This window comes from Methanococcoides mangrovi, assembly GCF_052057775.1.
In the GTDB taxonomy this organism is placed as follows: Archaea; Halobacteriota; Methanosarcinia; order Methanosarcinales; family Methanosarcinaceae; genus Methanococcoides.
In genome coordinates this window covers 131971-151823 of sequence record NZ_CP195121.1, presented here as the reverse complement: position 1 = coordinate 151823, position 19853 = coordinate 131971, and the positions used below count along the sequence as shown (strand labels likewise).

Annotated in this window: 18 protein-coding genes; 12 read left to right on the top strand and 6 right to left on the bottom strand. The window is 45.6% G+C overall.

Annotation, left to right across the window (positions count from 1 at the left end; translation table 11 throughout):
* Positions 1-19: 19 nt before the first annotated feature.
* A complete protein-coding gene (locus ACR3I3_RS00820) occupies positions 20-232 on the top strand; it encodes a hypothetical protein (RefSeq protein WP_440952694.1) in 213 nt (70 codons plus the stop codon).
* Positions 233-359: 127 nt separating this feature from the next.
* On the opposite strand, the gene ACR3I3_RS00815 is transcribed toward ACR3I3_RS00820, so the two are convergent.
* The 3 genes from ACR3I3_RS00815 to larB form a co-directional block, all read right to left on the bottom strand.
* Positions 360-503 (bottom strand): hypothetical protein, encoded by a 144-nt coding sequence (locus tag ACR3I3_RS00815; protein ID WP_440952693.1) that lies wholly within the window; start codon positions 501-503, stop codon positions 360-362.
* A 792-nt stretch (positions 504-1295) separates the two neighbouring features.
* Positions 1296-2486 carry a nickel pincer cofactor biosynthesis protein LarC gene (gene larC / locus ACR3I3_RS00810; protein WP_440952692.1) on the bottom strand — a complete coding sequence of 397 codons (1191 nt, stop codon included), beginning with the start codon at positions 2484-2486 and terminating at the stop codon, positions 1296-1298.
* Positions 2487-2490: 4 nt separating this feature from the next.
* Positions 2491-3282, bottom strand: coding sequence for a nickel pincer cofactor biosynthesis protein LarB (larB, locus tag ACR3I3_RS00805; RefSeq protein ID WP_440952691.1), 792 nt, complete (start codon positions 3280-3282; stop codon positions 2491-2493).
* Between the two features lie 244 nt (positions 3283-3526).
* Between larB and ACR3I3_RS00800 the strand changes: the two genes are divergently transcribed.
* From ACR3I3_RS00800 to ACR3I3_RS00785, 4 genes are all read left to right on the top strand, one after another.
* Entirely contained in the window at positions 3527-5185 is a 1659-nt protein-coding gene (locus tag ACR3I3_RS00800; protein WP_440952690.1) for a tetratricopeptide repeat protein, read from the top strand.
* Positions 5186-5258: 73 nt separating this feature from the next.
* Positions 5259-7742: a DUF3656 domain-containing U32 family peptidase gene (locus ACR3I3_RS00795; RefSeq protein ID WP_440952689.1), complete on the top strand. Its 2484-nt coding sequence runs from the start codon at positions 5259-5261 to the stop codon at positions 7740-7742.
* A gap of 5 nt (positions 7743-7747) precedes the next feature.
* Entirely contained in the window at positions 7748-8335 is a 588-nt protein-coding gene (locus ACR3I3_RS00790; RefSeq protein ID WP_440952688.1) for a Maf family nucleotide pyrophosphatase, read from the top strand.
* A 121-nt stretch (positions 8336-8456) separates the two neighbouring features.
* Positions 8457-8741 (top strand): DUF427 domain-containing protein, encoded by a 285-nt coding sequence (locus ACR3I3_RS00785; RefSeq protein WP_440952687.1) that lies wholly within the window; start codon positions 8457-8459, stop codon positions 8739-8741.
* Here ACR3I3_RS00785 and ACR3I3_RS00780 read toward each other — a convergent pair.
* Genes ACR3I3_RS00780 through ACR3I3_RS00770 form a run of 3 tightly spaced genes read right to left on the bottom strand, consistent with a single transcriptional unit; the run spans position 8738 to position 12002 of the window.
* The gene (locus ACR3I3_RS00780; RefSeq protein ID WP_440952686.1) at positions 8738-10516 is read right to left on the bottom strand and encodes a thiamine pyrophosphate-dependent enzyme; all 1779 of its coding nucleotides are present in this window, start codon (positions 10514-10516) and stop codon (positions 8738-8740) included. The two genes, ACR3I3_RS00785 and ACR3I3_RS00780, sit on opposite strands and share 4 nt — an antisense overlap.
* 24 nt (positions 10517-10540) lie before the next feature.
* Positions 10541-11173, bottom strand: coding sequence for a CDGSH iron-sulfur domain-containing protein (locus tag ACR3I3_RS00775; protein WP_440952685.1), 633 nt, complete (start codon positions 11171-11173; stop codon positions 10541-10543).
* Positions 11174-11201: 28 nt separating this feature from the next.
* Positions 11202-12002: a mechanosensitive ion channel family protein gene (locus ACR3I3_RS00770; RefSeq protein WP_440952684.1), complete on the bottom strand. Its 801-nt coding sequence runs from the start codon at positions 12000-12002 to the stop codon at positions 11202-11204.
* Positions 12003-12638: 636 nt separating this feature from the next.
* Here ACR3I3_RS00770 and ACR3I3_RS00765 point away from each other — a divergent pair.
* From ACR3I3_RS00765 to ACR3I3_RS00735, 7 genes are all read left to right on the top strand, one after another.
* Entirely contained in the window at positions 12639-12788 is a 150-nt protein-coding gene (locus ACR3I3_RS00765; protein WP_440952683.1) for a hypothetical protein, read from the top strand.
* A gap of 15 nt (positions 12789-12803) precedes the next feature.
* Positions 12804-13145 carry a MarR family winged helix-turn-helix transcriptional regulator gene (locus ACR3I3_RS00760; RefSeq protein WP_440952682.1) on the top strand — a complete coding sequence of 114 codons (342 nt, stop codon included), beginning with the start codon at positions 12804-12806 and terminating at the stop codon, positions 13143-13145.
* Entirely contained in the window at positions 13142-15547 is a 2406-nt protein-coding gene (locus ACR3I3_RS00755; RefSeq protein ID WP_440952681.1) for a hydrophobe/amphiphile efflux-3 (HAE3) family transporter, read from the top strand. The genes ACR3I3_RS00760 and ACR3I3_RS00755 overlap by 4 nt, the downstream gene beginning before the upstream one ends.
* A gap of 47 nt (positions 15548-15594) precedes the next feature.
* Positions 15595-16650: a COG1361 S-layer family protein gene (locus ACR3I3_RS00750; RefSeq protein ID WP_440953714.1), complete on the top strand. Its 1056-nt coding sequence runs from the start codon at positions 15595-15597 to the stop codon at positions 16648-16650.
* A gap of 48 nt (positions 16651-16698) precedes the next feature.
* Positions 16699-17838, top strand: coding sequence for a COG1361 S-layer family protein (locus ACR3I3_RS00745; protein ID WP_440952680.1), 1140 nt, complete (start codon positions 16699-16701; stop codon positions 17836-17838).
* A 402-nt stretch (positions 17839-18240) separates the two neighbouring features.
* Positions 18241-19473 carry a translation initiation factor IF-2 subunit gamma gene (locus ACR3I3_RS00740; RefSeq protein ID WP_440952679.1) on the top strand — a complete coding sequence of 411 codons (1233 nt, stop codon included), beginning with the start codon at positions 18241-18243 and terminating at the stop codon, positions 19471-19473.
* On the top strand, positions 19470-19835 hold the full coding sequence (locus ACR3I3_RS00735) for a DNA-binding protein (protein ID WP_440952678.1): 366 nt from the start codon (positions 19470-19472) through the stop codon (positions 19833-19835). Before ACR3I3_RS00740 ends, ACR3I3_RS00735 begins: the two co-directional genes overlap by 4 nt.
* The last annotated feature ends 18 nt before the right edge of the window (positions 19836-19853 follow it).

Sequence of the window (19853 nt, the reverse complement as noted above, 5' to 3'; positions counted from 1 at the left end):
CTTTAGTGGAGGTAGTTAAATGGTAGAAGAACTGGATGAAGGAAAACTGGAACATCTTCTGGAGCACTGGATTGAGCACAATGAGAGCCATAGCAAAAGCTTCAATGACTGGATAATCAAGCTGGATGCCGCTGGCTTTGGGGAAGTTGCTGAATACATCCGTACGGCTGCGGTAAAGATGGATGAGTGTACAGAATACCTTAAGCAGGCAAAAGAGGTCGTGAGGAAGTAAATTCCTCACTGACGACATTTTTATTTTGTTTTCAGGCTTATTGAAAGCCGATCGTTTTTTTGAAGATAGGTTGTGGCAATGATATTTCCTGATGGGATCTATCAATGCCTGGAATTTATAACAACTATCACTCAGCTGCTCTACGAGCGGAGTTTTCAAGAACAGAATGTGCGTTGGTTTTTTCAACTGTTCCGTCGCTTAACCTGAATCCATGCAATGCATGTGGTAGAGGTGAAGCTGATACAACTCTAACTTCTATCTTATTTACCATAGTTGTTTCTCCTTTTGTTTTAAAAATAATTTTTGACTCCTTTTTGCCCTTTGCTCCCGTTGCAGTAGGCAGTTTAAGTCTAATCTTCTAATATATAAAGCATTCTGTTCTATTTATATATTGTCTCTCTTTTTTGCAGTTAAGGTCTGATCTAGTTATCAATTATTTTATAAACAAAAAAACTGGACTAAACATCTCTGAATATAAAGTTTTCTACAATTAATGAAACATAGTTAAAAAAGGTTATTATTTTAAAAAACGACAGTTGTAGGCTTTATGATCTCTTATTTTTTCTGACAGTATATGGAATTGGACCTACATTATCTTATATTTGTTAAAGTTAGTGCGTTTAAAAATGCATCAGTAGAACTTATTTAATAATATTCTTGAAGCCATCAAATTTATCGTTGGTACGTTCCATTTATTTCTTATTAGTAGGTCGATAATTTTCCTCTGAAGCAGCTCTAATATAGTTATCAAAAGGCAGTATTTACCTTCTTATTGTAGAAGATTATTCCTGATCTATGTTGTCAAAAAATCTAAAAAATATATTACGTTATTATATATCCTATAAGAGTATATTCTTCTAATTCAGGGTATTTTTGTTTCTCAATGAAGCCTTTTGGATCCTTTTTTTCATAAAACAAATATATTTGTTTTGATCTCTTCAGATAACCCTTATATTTAACGAGTTGAAAACAAACATCAGTAGGTGTTGTTTATCTTCTATTTTCCTGTGCCGCATTTTCTGGTCTGTTTTTGGACCATCTTCTTAGGAACAATATTTTTAGCTCAAAGTCCTTTGAATATCTTCCACGCGCGCTCCTCTGTGCGTCGCATGACCTCTTTCAAAGGCAATCCGCTGATGTTGCTTATGTGGCGGCAGTCCTCGTATTCCGCGGATATGTGGAGTATCTCACCGCTTTTGTCCTGTGCTATCTTCACAGAAACCTCGTACTCCTGTTCTGCAATGGTTATGGTTATTGTCCCTATCCTGCGGTCAGCTATGAAACGGTGCTTTGTAGGCATTACACGCACTCCAAGGGTGCCGGTCTGGCGCATAAGTTCTCCTGCAATCCGAGTACTGTCCTCGGGTCTTGCTATTACCTGTATTATATGCCCACTACGCCCTTTTTTCATGGTGGCCGGTGTTATGGCAACATCCTTTGCCCCGACTTCCATAAGCTTGTCGTAGAGACTTCCTAAAACTTCTCCTGTAACATCATCAACGTTCGTTTCAAGCACTTCGATGGTATCACGGGAAAGCTCCCCGGCAACCTTCATTATCATTGTACGCAGGACGTTCGGCGAATCGGTATCCGCATCTCCTGCACCATAGCCGGTGGCAAGGACCTTGCCTGCGGGAAGTTTTTCTGTTGGTTCAGCAAAATATGCAAGGATGGCTGCACCTGTGGGTGTAAGCAATTCCCTGTTTCCTGAGCTGTATATTTCAAGCCCGCTCTTGTTCAATATCTCAAGGGTGGCGGGCGCAGGGACCGGAAAACTTCCATGTGCAGCCTTTACGGTGCCACCACCTACGTTCAAGGGAGTACAGAGTACGACATCTGCTTCCATTTTATTTATCGCGTAGCAGGCTCCGATCACATCTGCAATTGCATCATCCTGCCCGACCTCATGAAAATGAAGCTCATCGAGTCCCTTTCCGTGTACTATGGCTTCTGCTTCTCCGATGATCCTGAAGATCTCAATAGCACTTTTCTTAACTTCTGGAAGTAGTGATGTTTCCCTGATTGCATCGATAACTTCTGAATATTTCCTGTTGTTCTGATCACTCTTTGTAAGTATGCGCACATCAGTTGCTTCGATACCGCATTTATTCGCAGTTCCTATTGATACAGTAACATCGATCACTGATTCGATGACCTCAGCAAGTTCGGCTCTATCAACTCCCAGTCCGACCATTGCTCCCAGGATCATGTCCCCGGAAGCTCCTGAAAATGGTTCAAAGATAAGTGCTTTCATTCTATCAGCAACCTTTTGCGGGGGCAGTATTACGGGCCTCAGCGATCTTATTTGCAATTCTTGCAGCAAACGCACCTGCAACAAATCCGGCATCTATGTTCACTACCGATAGTACTGAGCATGACTGGAGCATTGATAACAAAGCAGCTTCTCCTTTTGCACCGGCGCCATAACCAATGGATACCGGCAATCCTATGACTGGTGCGCCAACAAGGCCGGATACTACGGTAGGGAGTGTTCCTTCTCTTCCTGCAGCGACAACGATCGCATCCGGGTTATAATCCTCTATATTCTGCAGCTGGGAGACAAGTCGCTGGAATCCGGCCACTCCTACATCGTAGATAGTGAGGGTATCACATCCCATTTCCGAGGCTGTCATTCTGGCTTCCTCGGCCACAGGTATGTCTGCGGTACCTGCTGAGATGATGGCGACCCGACCACCTGTTCTGGGTGCAGGGGTGCCATTGTGTACCACAGCTGTTATTGAATTTTTGCAGAATTCGATATTGTCAGCTCCGAAAGACCTTTCCAGAAAGGCGGATTTGTTCCCATCAAGTCGGGTGATGAGGACTCGTCCTGTGGATTCGATCTGCTTCTTTGCTATCTCTGCGATGTCCTCTGCTACCTTCCCTTCGGCAAGTATGGCTTCCATTATGCCTGTACGGTTCTTGCGGAATGTGTCGAGCCTGGCGATATCCGATATTTGCACATAGCCCATTGATCTGATCCTGTTCTCTGCTTCCTCAAGGTCAGTTTCACTGTTCTTTACCTGACTTAATATCTTTTTTAGCTCCATGTTCAACCTTTATAATAATGGAATGTCCCTTATAAATATAAGTTCCTTTCAGGCAAAGAATTATAACAATAAGAGCCCTAGAATGTAGGCAGAAGAAAGCGAAAAAATAATACTTTCTTATTCACTCTAATGGTGAATATGCTCACCTTCCTTTATGTTCTGTCACAGTTGTGCTGGCAGGGTGTCCGGGGTTTAAATTAAGGTACAAAACAGGTTTACGATAATGTCCAGAAGATCAAAAGATATGGCACTTCGAAATTTCAACAAGGGGATGTCCCTTCTGTATGATGGTCTGCAGGAGGATGCCCTTGAATGTCTGATGAAGGCAGAGTCCGATGCAAGGGAGGCTGAATCTCCTGAATTGCTTGTCAATGTGTTGCAGGCCATCGGGGGTATTATGGAGTCAGATGGCAGGGTTGAAGAAGCCATTGATAGGTATGCAGAAGCATCAGGAATGCTTGAGAGTATCGCAAATTCCAATCCTTCTTTCATGGAGCACAAGGCCCTTGTCATGAGCAAGACTGCTTCTCTTCTTACAGAGCAGGGTGATAACCTTAAGGCAATCCCCTTCTTTGAGGAAGCTGTTAGTTCTTATGACCGCCTCCTTTCCGAGGAACCTGAGAACGATGGTTACTGTTCTGCTGCTGCCTCTGTGGCTAATGACCTTGCTACCCTGCTGGCCTCCGAAGGCCGAAATGAAATGGCAAGAGGGATGTTCGAAAAAGCCCTCAGGCTTTCCGGGAAGATGTTGATCCTTGATCCGGTCAATATGGAGAATACTGCTAAGGCGCTGACCGCCCAGACCAATCTGGCCAATCTTCTTTATGAGATGGGACTTATGCAGGAGGCAAGGGAGGATCTTGAACGTGCCTATGAGGGTTGTTCCAATGCCATGAAGGATGATCCTTCGAACAGTATCTTACAGGACATGTCTCTGGAATTACTTGAAAGGCTTGTTAATGCCCTTATGGCAACCGGTGAATATGACCGGGCAAAAGACCGGATATATGAAATGGTGGAAAAGCTCCCCAGAACAACAACTTATGATTCATCGTTTTCAGGGAAGTTTTCGGATATTTTCAATGGATTTATCAAACTTGCATCTCAACGTGTTGACGAAGGACTGCCTTATGAAACGCGTTCCATCTACGAGACCTCTCTTATCGTTATCCTCAAGCTTCTTGGGGAAGAGCCTGGTAATATTGTTTATCGGGACATGTTCAGGGACATCCTGCATAATATGGAAAAATTGCTTGTCATTGATTCTCCGGCAGATGACAGGGAAGCCGATTACAATGTCCTTATCTCGATGTATGAAAAGATCTGGCACATGGTTCCAGGTGATCTTTCCTATCGTACGAAGATCGCAACACTTCATGATGACAGGGGCAGGTTCCTGATGAATGCAGGAAGGTTTGAAGATGCTCGTCACAGTTATGATATGTCCCTTGCTATCAGGGATGAGCTTATCAAGTCAGGAGAATCCCCTCTTTTGCATGAGTTTGGCATTGCTTCTATTAAGAACAATCTTGGTACGATCCTTGCAAAGGAAGGATACTCTGCTGATGCAAAGACAATGTTCGAGGAATCCCTCAAAGGTTACATGGACCTCTTCGACCGTGTTCCAGACGAGCCTGCCTATGAGGACGGTGCTGCAATTACATTGAATAATCTTGCCAAGCTGCTTGCGGACCTGGAGCGCTACGAGGATGCAAAGAGCATTTATGAATCAGCGCTTGAGATATATGCGAGGCTTATAAATAACGATCCTGGGAAAGCAAGTTACAAGATGCATGCTGCCAGGACCCTTGAAAATCTGGCTTCACTGCTTGTCAATATTGGCCGTACGGAAGATTCGATCCGCATGCATGAGAGCGCAAAGGAACTACTTGAGGACATCTGATCCGGAGGATGTCTTATTTAGAGGAAAGGGCCATCAGACCCCGGGTATGTCCTTTCCATAAGAATGTGATCTGATGATATTGAAAAATGAAGAAAAGGTATGTGTTTTCCCTCCCGAGGTACTTGCCCCGGCAGGAGATATAGATGCATTGATCGGTGCTATCAAAGGTGGTGCCGATGCAGTCTATTTTGGTGTGACGGACCTCAATGCAAGAAAAGGTGCGAAGAACTTCTCCATGGGTGACCTTGAGGATGCGATCGACATGCTGCATTCTCATGGTGTCAAGGCTTTTCTGGCCCTGAACATACCGATCAAACAGAAAGAGCTTCAGCATGCTCTCGATGTGGTGGATAAGGCCTATTCTTTTGGTGTGGATGCCATCATCCTTCAGGATCTGGGACTTCTCAGGATCCTTCACGAGACCTATGCGGACCTGGCGCTTCATGCAAGTACACAGATGACGGTCCACAGCATCAAGGGAGTTGACTTCGTTGCCAGCGAAGGTGCTGTCCGTGTCATTGTTTCAAGGGAGCTTACAGTGAAGGAGATAACTGATATTGTGGATAGTTCTGACACTGAGATCGAGATATTTGTGCATGGTGCACTTTGCTATTCCTATTCCGGAAAATGCCTTTTCAGCAGTTTCATGAGTGACAGGAGCGCCAATCGCGGTGCCTGTTCACAGCCCTGCAGGAGGCCATATGATTTTGTTGTTAACGGCCGTAATGTAAATGTGAAGGGAATGGGCAAATTCCCGATAAGCTGCGCGGAGCTGTGTACTCTTTCGGAACTTGAAGCTATCGTTGGTACCGGCATTCGAAGCCTTAAGATCGAAGGAAGGATGAAGAAGCCGGAATATGTTACTGAAAGTGCAAGTGTTTACAAGCGTGCGGTAGGAGCGGTCTGCAACAAAGAAAAGCTTGATGAGGTCGAGGTCATGGAGCTTGAAACAGACCTTGCCAAGCTGTTCTATCGTGGTTTTACAAAGGGTTTCGTACTCGGCGAGAGGGATGTGGTCCATTCCAAATACAGTTCAAGCTATGGTGTTTTCCTTGGAAAGATCAGGGATATCTCCACCTACAGATACACCACGAGCATTACTCTCACCCTGAAAGAAGATATCCAGGTAAAGGATGGTGTGGGTATCCACACAAAGGTCGGGGTATTAGGTTCTGCCATCAACAAGCTTCTGGACACGGATGGGAAAGAGATAAAGACCGCAAAGAAAGGTGACAGGGTCATCCTTGAGATCAGTTCAAAGACAGGCAAGGCTGTTGCCAGGGGTAACGAGGTCTATCTTACTACCGACCAGAGACTTCTGGAAACGCTCCAGAGGACTAAAGAGCAGGGCCTTCCTGTGGATATTGAAGTGGCTGCTGAAGTTGGTCAAAAGCTGAAGGTGCGGATGAGCTCAGGTGATATCTCTGTTGAGGTTATCGATGATTTTGAGGTACAGGAAGCGAAAAAAGCTCCGACTCCCAAAGAACAGATCGTCTCAGCAATGGAGAAATTAGGCGACACTTCATTCACGGCTTCATCTGTGGATGTAAAGGTTGCCGGCAATATCTTCATTCCTATCGGAGTGCTCACAGGTGCAAGGAGGGAAGCTGCGGAAAAGTTGCTTGAGAGGCTTCTTGAGCAGCACAGGAAGGATGAAAAGCATCCACAGTTATCAGACATCTCGCACTTCTGCGGAGATTCCGGATGTGGTAGCATAGTACGTACTCCTGTACTTAGTGTGGAAGTAAAGAACCCGGGTGCTTTGTTCGATACTGTGGATATGGGTGCCGATATTGTCTATGTCCCTTTAAGGAAGCTCCATGAACTGACATCGGAACAGAATGCTGAGAAACTGGAAGCTGCAAGGAAAAATGCTGAGATCGTTCTTCTTCTCCCGCGCATAAGTCACGAAGGCGAGCTAATGCAGCTTTTGCCTCTGATCGGGGATGCGAAGGATGCAGGTTTCCTTATAGCCTGCTACACTCTTGGTCAGGTGGAAGTTGCTAAACAGGTTGGTGTTCCTTTCGTGGTGCAAAAGGAGTTCAACACTTTCAATTCCTATACTGCAGATGAGTTCTATAAGGCCGGAGCTTGCCGTGTCACATTGTCTTCAGAACTGAACCTTGACGAGATCACTGACGTGTGCAATGATATTTTCTGCCGTAGTAAGGAGAACCAGCTGGAGATCGTTGTCCATGGAAGGGAATTGATGCTTATCACCGAGCATGATCTGCTAAAGCCCCTGCTTGAGCAGGGAATTGCCACTGACGGCAGTGAAGTGCTGATGGTTGATTCAAAAGGCGTGGAGTATCCGGTAAAGCGTGTGGATGAAAGGACACTGATCTATGATTCCAAAGTGCTGGATATGAGTGATAAGATGGACCAGCTTCTAAGGTCCGGCGTGGATGTTGTGCGTCTGGACCTTTCCCTGTATGGTAAGAGGGATGTGAAAGAGATCACATCTGCATATCGAAAGATTCTGGATGGAACGCCTACTGAGCTTCGGCCCAGAAGAGGTGTCAGGTTCTCCAGAGGGCATTATTTCAAGGGTGTATGATAAGGATGCGCAGGATAGTTCTTGCATCAGCCTCACCTCGAAGAAAAGAGCTGTTAAGGCAGCTTATCGGGGACAATTTCGAGGTTTTTGTGAGCTCATACGAGGAAGGTCCACAACCCGGTATGGATGCCGCCGAACTGGTCGTCCATCATTCCCTTTCAAAGGCAAGGGATGTTGCATGGAAGTTCGATTCGGGTATCATCATCTCTGCCGATACTGTGGTCCTCTGTGAGGGCCAGGTCCTTGGGAAGCCCCATTCCCCTGAGAAAGCAACGGAGATGCTTGACCACATCAGCGGGAAGTTCGTGAAGGTGATCACGGGTATGACGGTGTTTGATATAGATTCAGGGAGTGTGGTCAGTGTACCTGAGATAACGGATGTGAAGATGAAGGAGATGTCCGTTGCTGAGATCGCATCTTATGTAAGGTCAGGTGAGCCGATGGACAAGGCCGGAGCATTTGCGATCCAGGGAAAAGGGGCAGTACTTGTGGAAAGCATCAGTGGTGATTTCTTCAATGTTGTCGGTCTTCCTCTCTTCAGACTGGGTTTGATCCTTGAGGGTATGGGTATCGATATATTTGAGGTCGAATGATCTTCTTTCTCTTTTGCAGTTTAGGATCTAATCTTCTTTCAGCTCTTTCCGGCTGACCACAATCCACATAAATGATGCTTTAAAACTTATTTTCATCAGTTCTTTTTGGAGTGGATATACAGTGGCAGTAGCGAAATGGAATGGGGTCATACTTGCAGAAAGCAATGCAGTAAAGCAGGTGGAAGGGAATCTCTACTTCCCGCCGGAGTCGGTGAAGGGGGAATACCTGCGTGAATCGGATCACCACACTACCTGTCCCTGGAAGGGTCTGGCATATTACTACGACATCGTCGTAGGCGATGAAGTAAATAAAGCTGCAGCCTGGTATTATCCTGAAACAAAACCGGCTGCAAAAGAGATTGCAGGGTATATTGCATTCTGGAAGGGCGTGGAGGTATCCCCTTAATCCACCTTCTTTGTGCTGGCAGCCGTTTTGTCCGGGTCAACGACCACGTCAATAAGCGCTGCTTTTCCTGAATTGAATGCTTTTTCTAATGCTTCGTCCAGTTTTGTAGGGTCTTCTATCCTGTAGCCTTCTCCGCCGGCAGATCGTGCAAATCCTGCGAAATCCGGGTTCGGGAAACTGACTCCGTATTCCGGATAGTTGTCCCGTAATTGCTCTTTCTTTATGTTCTTGAGCTTGCCATCGTTAAAGACGATGACGTTGATGTCAAGACCTTCCCTCACAGCAGTGGTGAAATCTCCCATGAGCATTCCGAATCCACCGTCTCCTGTCACACAGATGATCTGGCTGTCAGGGTAGTCAAGCTTAGCTGAAAGGGATGCAGGGAGTGCGAAACCCATGCTGGCGATGTTCGCTGACATGAACGTCCTCTGGCCTTCACAGATGAACTTCTTGTAGAACCAGTAGGTATGGTCTCCCACATCAATGCAGATGATGGCATCTTTGTCTGCATGGCGTTTGATTGCCTGCACGACGTATCCGGGATTTATTGGGATTGATATATCAGTAGCCTCAGCTTCCAGTTCCTCACGGTGGCTTGCTTTCATTCTGTCGATGTGCTCAAGGAACTCTTTATTCTCCTTCTTCTCATCTATCAGGGGCAACAGTGCCTTTAGAACGAGGTCTGCGTCGCCCACAATGCCGATATCTACATCGAAGGTCTTCCCTATCTTTGTGGGATCAATGTCCGTCTGGACTATCTTTACTCGGGGAGGTACGAGGTTTGCCTGCCTGAAACCGGAGCCGATTATTACTATAAGCTCGGAATCCTTGATTGCCTGGGCAGCGTGCTTTGAACCGATGGATCCCAGGACACCTACGCTGAAGCGATCGGTCTCATGGATTACACCTTTGGCCCTTGATGTGGTTGCAATAGGAGCTTTCAGTTTTCTTGCAATCTCAAGCAGTAGTTCTCCACTGTGGCGGGCACCCCAGCCTGCAAAGAGTGTGACCTTTTCGCAATTGTTAATAAGTTCCGCTGCTTTTTGTACATCCTCAAACTTCGGGGATGTCTTGTTCATGAAAAGTCTCTTCCCGGGAGAATATACTTTCTCCCCGAGCTTTTCGGCAAGGATGTCCGTGGGGGTGCTGAGGACCGATACGCCAGGTTTCCTGTAGGCATATTTTATAGCCATTGTGAGCAGTTTCAATGCTTGATTATCTCTTGCAATAGTCTCGGAGAATTCGGTGAAAGGCTTGAACAGTTCGATCTGATCAATTTCCTGGAATGCCTCGCTTCCCAGATAGACCTCGGGGACCTGGCCCGCAAAAGCAAGTACGCTGCTCCTGTCTGTGGCAGCATCCATAAGTCCGGTTATCAGGTTGGTACAACCCGGGCCGGCAATGGATATGCAGACTCCTAGCTCGGATGTCATTTTTCCGTGTGCAGAGGCCATGAACGCAGCGGTCTCCTCATGGCGGGTAAGGATGAAACGTATCTTCTCGCTCCTTCTTATGGAATCTATGAGTGGAAGGTTCGAATCTCCTGGTATTCCGTAAACGTATCTTACACCAAAAGCTTCCAGTTGCTCGACGATCTTGTCAGCAACAGTGGTCTCTATGCCTTCTTCTTGCTTCACACCGCCTTCTGGTACAAATGCGGACTTAGGTGCACCGCAGACAGGGCAGGTATATGTATCTGGCAGGGAGTCGAAATCCTGCCCTTCTGCTTCTTCATCATATGTCCAGTTACACACCGAACATCTGTATTTTCCCAAGATAATCCCTCACGATCTTTCGGATCAATTCTTTTCATCCTTGAACTCGACATGCCAGTGTTGACCACTACAAAATGGATTGTTCTTCGAAGCACCACATCTGCAGAGGGTGTAATGTTCCTTGGATTCGGGGGTATTTCCATCAGGATCGTCAAGCTCGATACCGCCGACCACGTCGTATGGCCCGTCCTTTGTGATTGTTACACCTGGCTCCCTGTCAAGGTCCTTGTGTAATACACCGTCCTTAGTATAGCTCAGGGCACCTGAGGGACACATTTCGATAACTTTCATTATCTCTTCTGCACTGGCTCCATCAGGGTCGATCCATGGTCCCCGCTTCATCCTGAAAACACTTGGAAGGTTGTCGGTACAGTGTCCTCTGTGTGAACAGACTCCTCTGTTGTCATGGATCGTGATCTCCTTTCCAACATAGTCGTCCATCCTGTCAGGTTGCCTGCTTTCAACTTTCTCACCTGTAAAATTTACTCTCAAGTGTGTGCCATCACAAAAAGGTTTGGTGGATGAATTACCACAGCGGCAAAGAGCCATCATTGGCTTCTCTTCAAAGGTCTTTCCCTTTGAGTTCTTGAGGTTCTTTAGGTCCTTTACAAGATATGGTCCGTTTGTTGATGGCTGAATGGTTGGTTTATCTGTCATTTCTTAATCCCCCTTTATACAATATGTTTCACTCTTTGTCCAGATGAACATCCAGCTGTGGGAATGGTATCTCAACACCTTCTTCCTTGTATGCTTTCAGGATTCCGTTGGTAAGATCTACTTTTACTTTCCAGTAATCCGCTGTGTTTGCCCATGCACGGAGCTGGAGGTTCACGGATGAATCTGCAAGTTCTGTTGTGATAACGGCTGGTGCAGGGTCTGTAAGGACAAGGGGGTGGTTCTTAATAAGTTGCATAGCAATCTGGACTGCTTGGTCAATCTTTGTGTCATAGCTGACCCCTACGTTAACCTCAACTCTTCTGGTAGGCATTCTTGTCGCATTCTCAATGGCACTTCCCCAGATGACCTTGTTTGGGATGGTGATGAGCTTGTTGTCAGGTGTCAGCAGTTCCGTTGCCATGAAACCAACAGCGCTAACGTTTCCGGAGTAGCCTGTTACCGATACATACTCTCCTTTGTCGAATGGTCTCAGTGTAGCGAGCCAGACTCCTGCTGCAATGTTCGTCAGTGTGTCCTGCATTCCAAAGCCCAAGACCAGACCGATGACTGCTGAAAGGCCGACAACCAAAGAGCTGATGTCAGCACCAAGGGTTGACACTGTCGCAAGGATGACCGCAACATATAACAGTGCCAGGACGAATCTGGAAAGGAATTCTGCTACAAGATCTGGGAGTTCTGTCTTTTTAAGTCCGTTCTTGAACATTCCTGTTAATATCTTTGCTACAACAATACCCACTACAAGTACTATCAAAGCTGCTACCAGATCAAATAATGTCAGATCTGTATATGGTATGGTTTGAGATAACATCTGTTAAACTCCCTTAAATCTAAAACAATAACCATTATTATTTCGAGTTGTTAAGTATATAATACTATTGTAAAAATCTCAGACCGAAACCTTTTCGGTATTGTGCTCTACCCGGTGATGTTCGGATAAGTTTAATGTATTATTTTTATGAAGGCAGGTGTGTGTAATATCCTGTATGGTGGAGGTTGTTTACTCATATCTTCTTTATTTTTTGCATATATGTTAATATATTTCTTACAACGTTTCCGGAATATATTGAAAAATCATTGACAAATATGTATTTATACTATTACTCCTTCTAGGGGCTGACTCCAAACGGGGAGGTGTGTCTAATGATACTCCTCCTCCAACTCTTTTATCTCAATCCTTAATTTTCTTATTGATTTTTAAAATGGCAATAAATTGCGTTTTTGGAATTTTGTTACCCTTGAAATTCTAATAATCTTAAATAATGTCTCATATACCAACGCGCGCATTTTTCGACACATATTCTTTATTATTGTCTCACACGTCGGTATGCTCAAAAGTTTTATATATTATCTTTATGTTAGAAAATCTAACATTTAGTTTATCAAACCATTTGATTATCTAATCATTAATGTTTCAAAGCTAAGTACTCTGCTCAGGAGGTACAATTTGGATAAGATCGAAAAAATCGTCAGATCCCATCTGGAAATAGAACATCTCAAAAGAAAACTGGAGGGTAACATGACAGAGTGTTGCCTGGTGGATGAGGACTGTACCAGTGCAAATAAGACAATGAACAGGGCACTTCTTCTCATATAGGAAGAAGGTGAGATCATGCCTTCGACACTTGCGAGATTCCTGGAGCTTAAAAAAAGCAGTGTTACAAGTCTCATTGACAGCCTTGAGAAAGAAGGTCTTGTCTATAGGAAAGATGATCCTTCCGACCGAAGGAAAGTACTGATATCTGTAACCGAAAAGGGAATCGAACACATTCAAAAGGTCTATGATAAGATAATCTCGATGGCTAAAAGATGTATGTCCGACCTTGATGACGAAACCCTTGAGAGGGCCCTTGAAGCACAGATCCTTTTGATCGAAGTGCATCGTCACATGTACAAAAGGTCGGTTGAACTGCTCGAAGAAAAATGTTCTCCTGAAACCCAATGTAAAAAATGAAAGATAAGGAGGCGACCATCATAAAAAATGTATTTGAAAAACTGGGAGTCTTTATTGAGAACAATACTATCCCTATCATATTAGTAGCCTTTTTGCTCATCCTCGTATCTATTCAGGGTGCACAGAGCATAAGCATGGCATCCGGTACAGAAACCTTTGTAGAGAAGAGCTCTCAGCTCTATCAGGACTTTGATCACCTCTACATGAATATCTTTGGTACAGAAGCCATTGTCATTATTATAGAGGATGGGCAGGTAAATGACCCTGCTCTATTGCAGGCCATGGATCGACTGGGCCATATGTCTTCATCACTGCCCGGGGTGGTAGGTGTCCAGAGTGCTGCAACGGTTGTTAAAGATGCCAATTTTGCACTTACCGGCGATTCATCACTTCCTGAAGATAAGGCGGAATTGCAATCCCTTATTGATAATTATGTTCCCGAATATCTGATGCCTGACAGTACTCACACACTTATCTATGTGGAAACCGCAGGTTCAATAAGTGATGAACAGAAACAGGAGATCCTGAGGGAGATCGAGACATCGGTAAACCTTGCAGAATTCCCTCCTGATTATAATATAGTAGTTACAGGTGATCCGGCCTTCATGGTCTCCATGAACAATGCAATGATGTCAAGTATGGGTGTATTGCTTGGGCTTTCAGTTGTCCTGATGATCGTTGTGCTGTTCCTGGTGTTCGGTCATGTCAGGTGGAGGCTCATGCCCCTTGCGATCGTACTGCTGGGTATCATCTACACGTTCGGTGCCATGGGTTATCTGGAGATACCACTGAGTATGGTCTCAATGGCAGCGTTCCCTGTACTGATAGGATTGGGGATAGATTATGCCATCCAGTTCCATAATCGTATTGAAGAGGAGCTTGAACGTGGTGAAAGTCCGGCAGAGGCAGTGGTCGATACTATCAAACACACAGGTCCGGCTGTCCTGATCGCACTCATAATTACTGCTTTGGGATTCTTCTCCCTTCTGACATCAAGTGTTCCTATGATACAGGACTTCGCAAAGCTGCTTCTCATAGGTATTGTGATGTGCTTCCTGGCTTCCCTGTTCGTAGGTGTGACCGTGATATATGGTCTTGACAACATGCAATCCATACGGAAGGAGAAGTTCGGTCAAATATCTCTGAGGGGCAGGAATAACTCCAAAAAATTGTCTAAGAAGGACCCTCAGCCTGATATTCTTGACAGGTTGCTCGGAAAGACAACCCATTTCACTATAAAACATCCTTTCATGATCCTGTCCATCGCCGTTCTTATCTGTGCAGGTGGTCTGGTAGCAGATACGCAGGTCCCGATTCAGACCGATACTGAGACCTTTGTCCCACAGGATCTGCCGGCACTTATTGACCTGACGCATCTTTCTGACATTACGGGAGGTGCGGAGCAGCTGAACATTATCATCAAAACTGACAATGTCGCTGATCCTGAGGTTCTGGAGTGGATGGATGAGTTCAGCGCTCATGAGGTGAATAGCCGGAACAATATACAAGGGGCGGAAAGCATGGCCAGCGTCATCAAGTCTATGAACGGTGGTGTGATCCCAGATAGTGAATCTGAGATCAGGGCGTTGTATGAACAGATGCCTTCCCAGCAGAAGGATCGCCTTATGTATGGTGAGGGTATGCTCCTTCTCAATCTGAATATCGGTGATGCAACGGCTACTCTTGGTATGGAAGGGCTCGAAGTTCTCACGAATATAGTCAGGGACGATATGCTGTGGATGTCCCCTCCGCCGGGAATGACAGCTACCATCACCGGAAACAGTGTTGTGTTCATAGAAGTTATAGGGGCCCTTACTTCAGGCCGTGTCTTTATGACATACCTGGGGCTCGGTATGGTATTTGGTGGTCTGCTACTGATATATCGTGATGTGCTCAAGGCCCTTGTTCCGGTAGTTACCATGTTCATGGTCGTTGGCTGGTCCGGCGGACTGATGTACGTGATGGGTATGGAATACACGCCGATGACAGCGACACTTGGTGCCCTTATTCTTGGTGTGGGCTCTGAGTATGCTGTACTTATGATGGAGAGGTATTTCGAGGAGAAGGACAAAGGTGCCACTCCTGAAGAAGCAATGACAGAAGCAGGTGTCAAGATCGGAAAAGCGATAGTCACTTCCGGACTTACTACACTGTTTGGTTTTTGTGCACTGGTTGCATCAGATTTTGTAATTATAAGCAGCTTCGGTATGATCACTGTAATTGATGTAGCACTCGCTCTGTTCGCAACATTTGTGGTCTTCCCGCCTGTGATGGTCCTGCTTGATAATTTCCGTGAAAAGAGGAATGCAAGAAACGTAATATCCGACGTATCATTCAAAGATAATATAGAATCTATAGATCTAGCAAAACATAGCACTGACCCGGAGGCTGATGCCTTTTGATTAACTGTAAAAACAAACAAAAGAACAGATAGGTGAATTCAGTGGTCATGGTGGCTGTCCTGCTGATTGCGATGTTGTTTGCAACCGCTGCATTTCCTGTGGCAGGAGCAAAGGATTTCGTACAGCCGAACTATGAATTCTCTACCAATTATTATGACGCCTATGGTGAACCTGATATCTATGCCTCCGTTCTCGGGGATACTGAGTTAGAGAGAGGTGAGACCGCACAGGTGCGCGTTGTCCTTTCGAACAGAGGCGTATTGCATGGTTTCAAGTCTAAGACCAATGTGGATACAAACAATGGTGACCATGCGAGGTCCCTTCAAGAGCTTGAATATGAGGCCTTGAGGACCACTGCTTTTGGTCTGAAGGCTGAGATGTTCTCGACCACTGATCATATAGAGGTCGATCCGACCACAAGTATCCAGACACTCGATAGTCTGTATCCGGGAGTATTGCCGGACCAGCCTATGTCCTTTACCATCACTGTCTCTGACAATGCTCCGGCTGGTACTTACATGCTCTTGCTGCCTGTAAATTATGAGTTCCAGAGCCAGGTTGAGATGACTGATGGTAGTACTGTAAGGCTTGGCTTTCCAGAACTTGATCACACAACATTCTACCAGACAAGGAATACGACCCTTGAGATCCCGGTGACCGTCAAACCGGATGCAAAGTTCGTAGTGTCCGATGTGGAAGGTGAGCTTACATCAGGCCAGTCCGGGATCATCAATGTGACTTACACAAATGTGGGTGAAGTGGAAGCATCTGATGCCTTTGCCAGGATCGTTGTGATGAAGCCGCTGAGCTCTGACAGGTCGGTTGTGAACCTGGGATCTATTGCACCGGGTGAGAGCAAGACTGCATCATTCGACCTTGCTGCAGAGATCACTGCGGTGGAGAAAGACTATGGTATCGACAGTGAGATCAAGTATCGTGATGAGGACGGTGATCTGCAGTTTTCGGACAATATAATTGTTGAGGTTCCACTTAGGTCAAGGGACGCAGGTATAAGCATCACCATGCTTGCGCTTGCAGGCATCATTCTGGTAGCCGCCTACATGGGATACAATACGATACGCAGGAAGGATAACAATAACTAATAATTTAACTGAAAATTTATCAAATTAACACTATGAAGAGGACTAATTATGTTTAAAATGACAGATTCCAGATACGCTTTGCCAATTATGGCCATATTTGCTGTTTTGTTGCTTTTTGCAGCACCGGTAAATGCAGAGGCTACATTGCCATCTAATGGTGCGTTCACGGCAGCCAATGCGGAACTACCTGATTTCTTCAATTTTGATGAGAATTACTATACTGTTTATGGTGGTCCTGACGTGACCGCGACTCTCCTCGGAGACAATGAGTTCGAACGCGGTGAGACTGTCACACTGAAACTCGACCTTATGAACAAGGGTCTGATAACCGGATTCAGGTCAGAGGAGGATGACTTCTACCTTACCGAACTGGAGCAGAAACTGCAGAGCACTGAAATGTCCTACGAAGCGCAGAGAACAACCGCTATTGGTATTGTTGCTGTCCTGACTCCTCTTGATCCTGCCATCAATGTAAAGTCCGGTCCTCAGGAAGCAGGAACTCTTGTATCAGGCCAGAAGACCGATTCTCCTGTAAGCTTTAACATTGAGATCTCAAATAATGCAGAGTCAGGCAGCTACCCGATGCGCCTTGATCTGTATTACGGATATCAGAAGAATGTCCAGATAAACGGTGACAATGAGACCGATCTTGGTATTACCAACATGGAGGTTGGACTCTGGTATGATGTGGGTACACAGAACACGACATTTGACATATATGTTAAGGATGAGGCAAGGTTTGAGGTAACCAATGTTACAGGTGAGCTGTATCCTGATTCCGAAAATCTTTTGTATGTAACCTTTGAGAACGTGGGTGACCTCCCTGCAAAGGATGCTACTGTGAGAATAAGTGCTGCCGATCCGTTCAGTACCACGGACGATCAGGCATTCCTTGGCACACTAGATGCCGGTGAGAGCACTGTTGCAGTGTTCAAGTTAAAGGTAGATGATCTTGCAGTTCCAAAGGCGTATGCACTGAACAGTGAGGTCAAGTACGAGGATACTGATGGTCATGACAGGATCTCGGATACTGTGAAGATCAAAACGGAAGTCCTTCCGGCATCTGCTAATGATAGTGGTTCCGGTATGACCGGTATGATCATTGGTGCGTTTGTGATCATTGTGATCGCCGGTGGTGCATATTATATGTACCGCAGTAGGTCTTCAGGTAACAGCAAGGATGAGTGATCATCTCACTCATCTTTCTCTTTGTTTCAACTTTGACTGCAGATAAAATAGAATAAATTTAGATCTACTATCGGATCGATCAGAATTGTGCCGTTGCAGGAGAGTTAATTCGAAAGCACAGCATTCCTCCCTCTCCAGTTTGAATCTGGACAACGGCAACGATTGCATGGTGGGAATTATCGCCTTTTGCAAAAACCACGCCTTTTGCAACAGCACGTCCCCCTCCCCACCATGCAACTAAATATGTATTTCAGTGATTTATAGTAAGATGTTATAACGGTTGAAATCACTTATATATTAGAAATGACATGGTATCACAAACTTCAGAGTAGTTACGTTGAATTTATGTAATTATATTAGATCACACTTTTATTTTAGCCCGATAGGGAGGGAAATCAAAAATTGAGTCAGCCTTGTGTTAATATTGGCATGGTAGGTCATGTCGATCATGGGAAAACGACGCTTGTAAGCGCGTTATCAGGAGTATGGACCGATACGCATAGTGAAGAATTGAAGCGTGGTATATCTATCAGGTTAGGGTATGCAGATACTACCTTCAGGAAGTGTCCAGCTTGCCCCGAACCCCAGTGTTATACCGTGGCCAAGAAATGTGAGCACTGTGGTGAGAAGACCGAGGAGATCAGAACAGTATCTTTTGTGGATTCCCCTGGCCACGAGACCCTGATGGCAACAATGCTTTCAGGTGCTGCTATCATGGATGGTGCTATCCTTGTGATCGCTGCGAACGAGGAGTGCCCGCAGCCACAGACAAAAGAGCATCTTATGGCCCTGAACATTATTGGTATCGAGAATATCGTCATTGTACAGAACAAGATCGACCTTGTTCCAAAAGAGAAGGTCATCGAGCACTATCATCAGATCAAGGAGTTCGTAAAGGGCACGGTAGCCGAGAACGCACCGATCATTCCGATCTCTGCACAGCAGAACATCAACATAGATGTGCTTATAGATGCTATGAACGAGGTCATACCAACACCTGTGCAGAAGCTGGACAAGCCCGCACATATGCTTATTGCAAGGTCCTTTGATATTAACAAACCTGGAACCCCTATTGACAAGATCGCTGGCGGTGTCATTGGTGGAACGCTTACGGAAGGGTCATTACATCCGGGTGACGAACTTGAGATCCGTCCCGGACGCAAGGTGGAAAGTGAGAATGCCATTCACTGGGAGCCTATCTATACCACTGTGAAGATGATCGCTGCTGGCAAGGAGATGGTCGAAGAGGCAACTCCGGGCGGATTGCTCGCATTGGGTACAGGACTTGATCCAAGCATCACAAAGAGCGACTCTCTGACAGGACAGGTTGCTGGCGAGCCGGGAACATTACCTCCAACACATGATTCATTCACACTGGAGCTAAAGCTTCTTGAGCGTGTGGTCGGGATCTCCGAAGACGAATCTCTTTCGATCGGTAAGATCAAGACTAGTGAGCCTTTGATGCTCAACGTTGGAACTGCTACCACTGTGGGTGTCGTTACAAGTGCGAGGGAAAATGTTGCAGAGGCCAAGCTCAAGAGGCCGGTCTGTGCAGAACCTGGTTCCATGGTCGCTATTAGCAGGCGTGTTGGGTCACGCTGGAGACTTATAGGCGTGGGAGTCATTAAGGCTTGAAGGTTATAATAGATACAAATGGTTTGATGATCCCGGTTCAGTTCAAGGTTGATATCTTTTCAGAACTGGAACGTCTGGGTTATGATGAGCGCATTGTTCCCCAGGCGGTCATAAATGAGATCAAGATCCTGGTAAAGAGATGCAGAGGTGAGAACAGAACCGCGGCAAAGGTTGCACTTTCATTAGCTGACAGATGTGCTATTGTTGATCGTACCGGAAGTGCGGACGATGTCATTCTTCAGCTGGCCCATGACACAGGGGCAGCGGTCCTGACGAATGATGTCGGATTGGTAGAACGTCTGAAAGAAGCAGATGTGACCGTTGTACGCTTACGCCAGAAGAACCATTTGGCTATAACATGATCGTCATTTCATAATTTA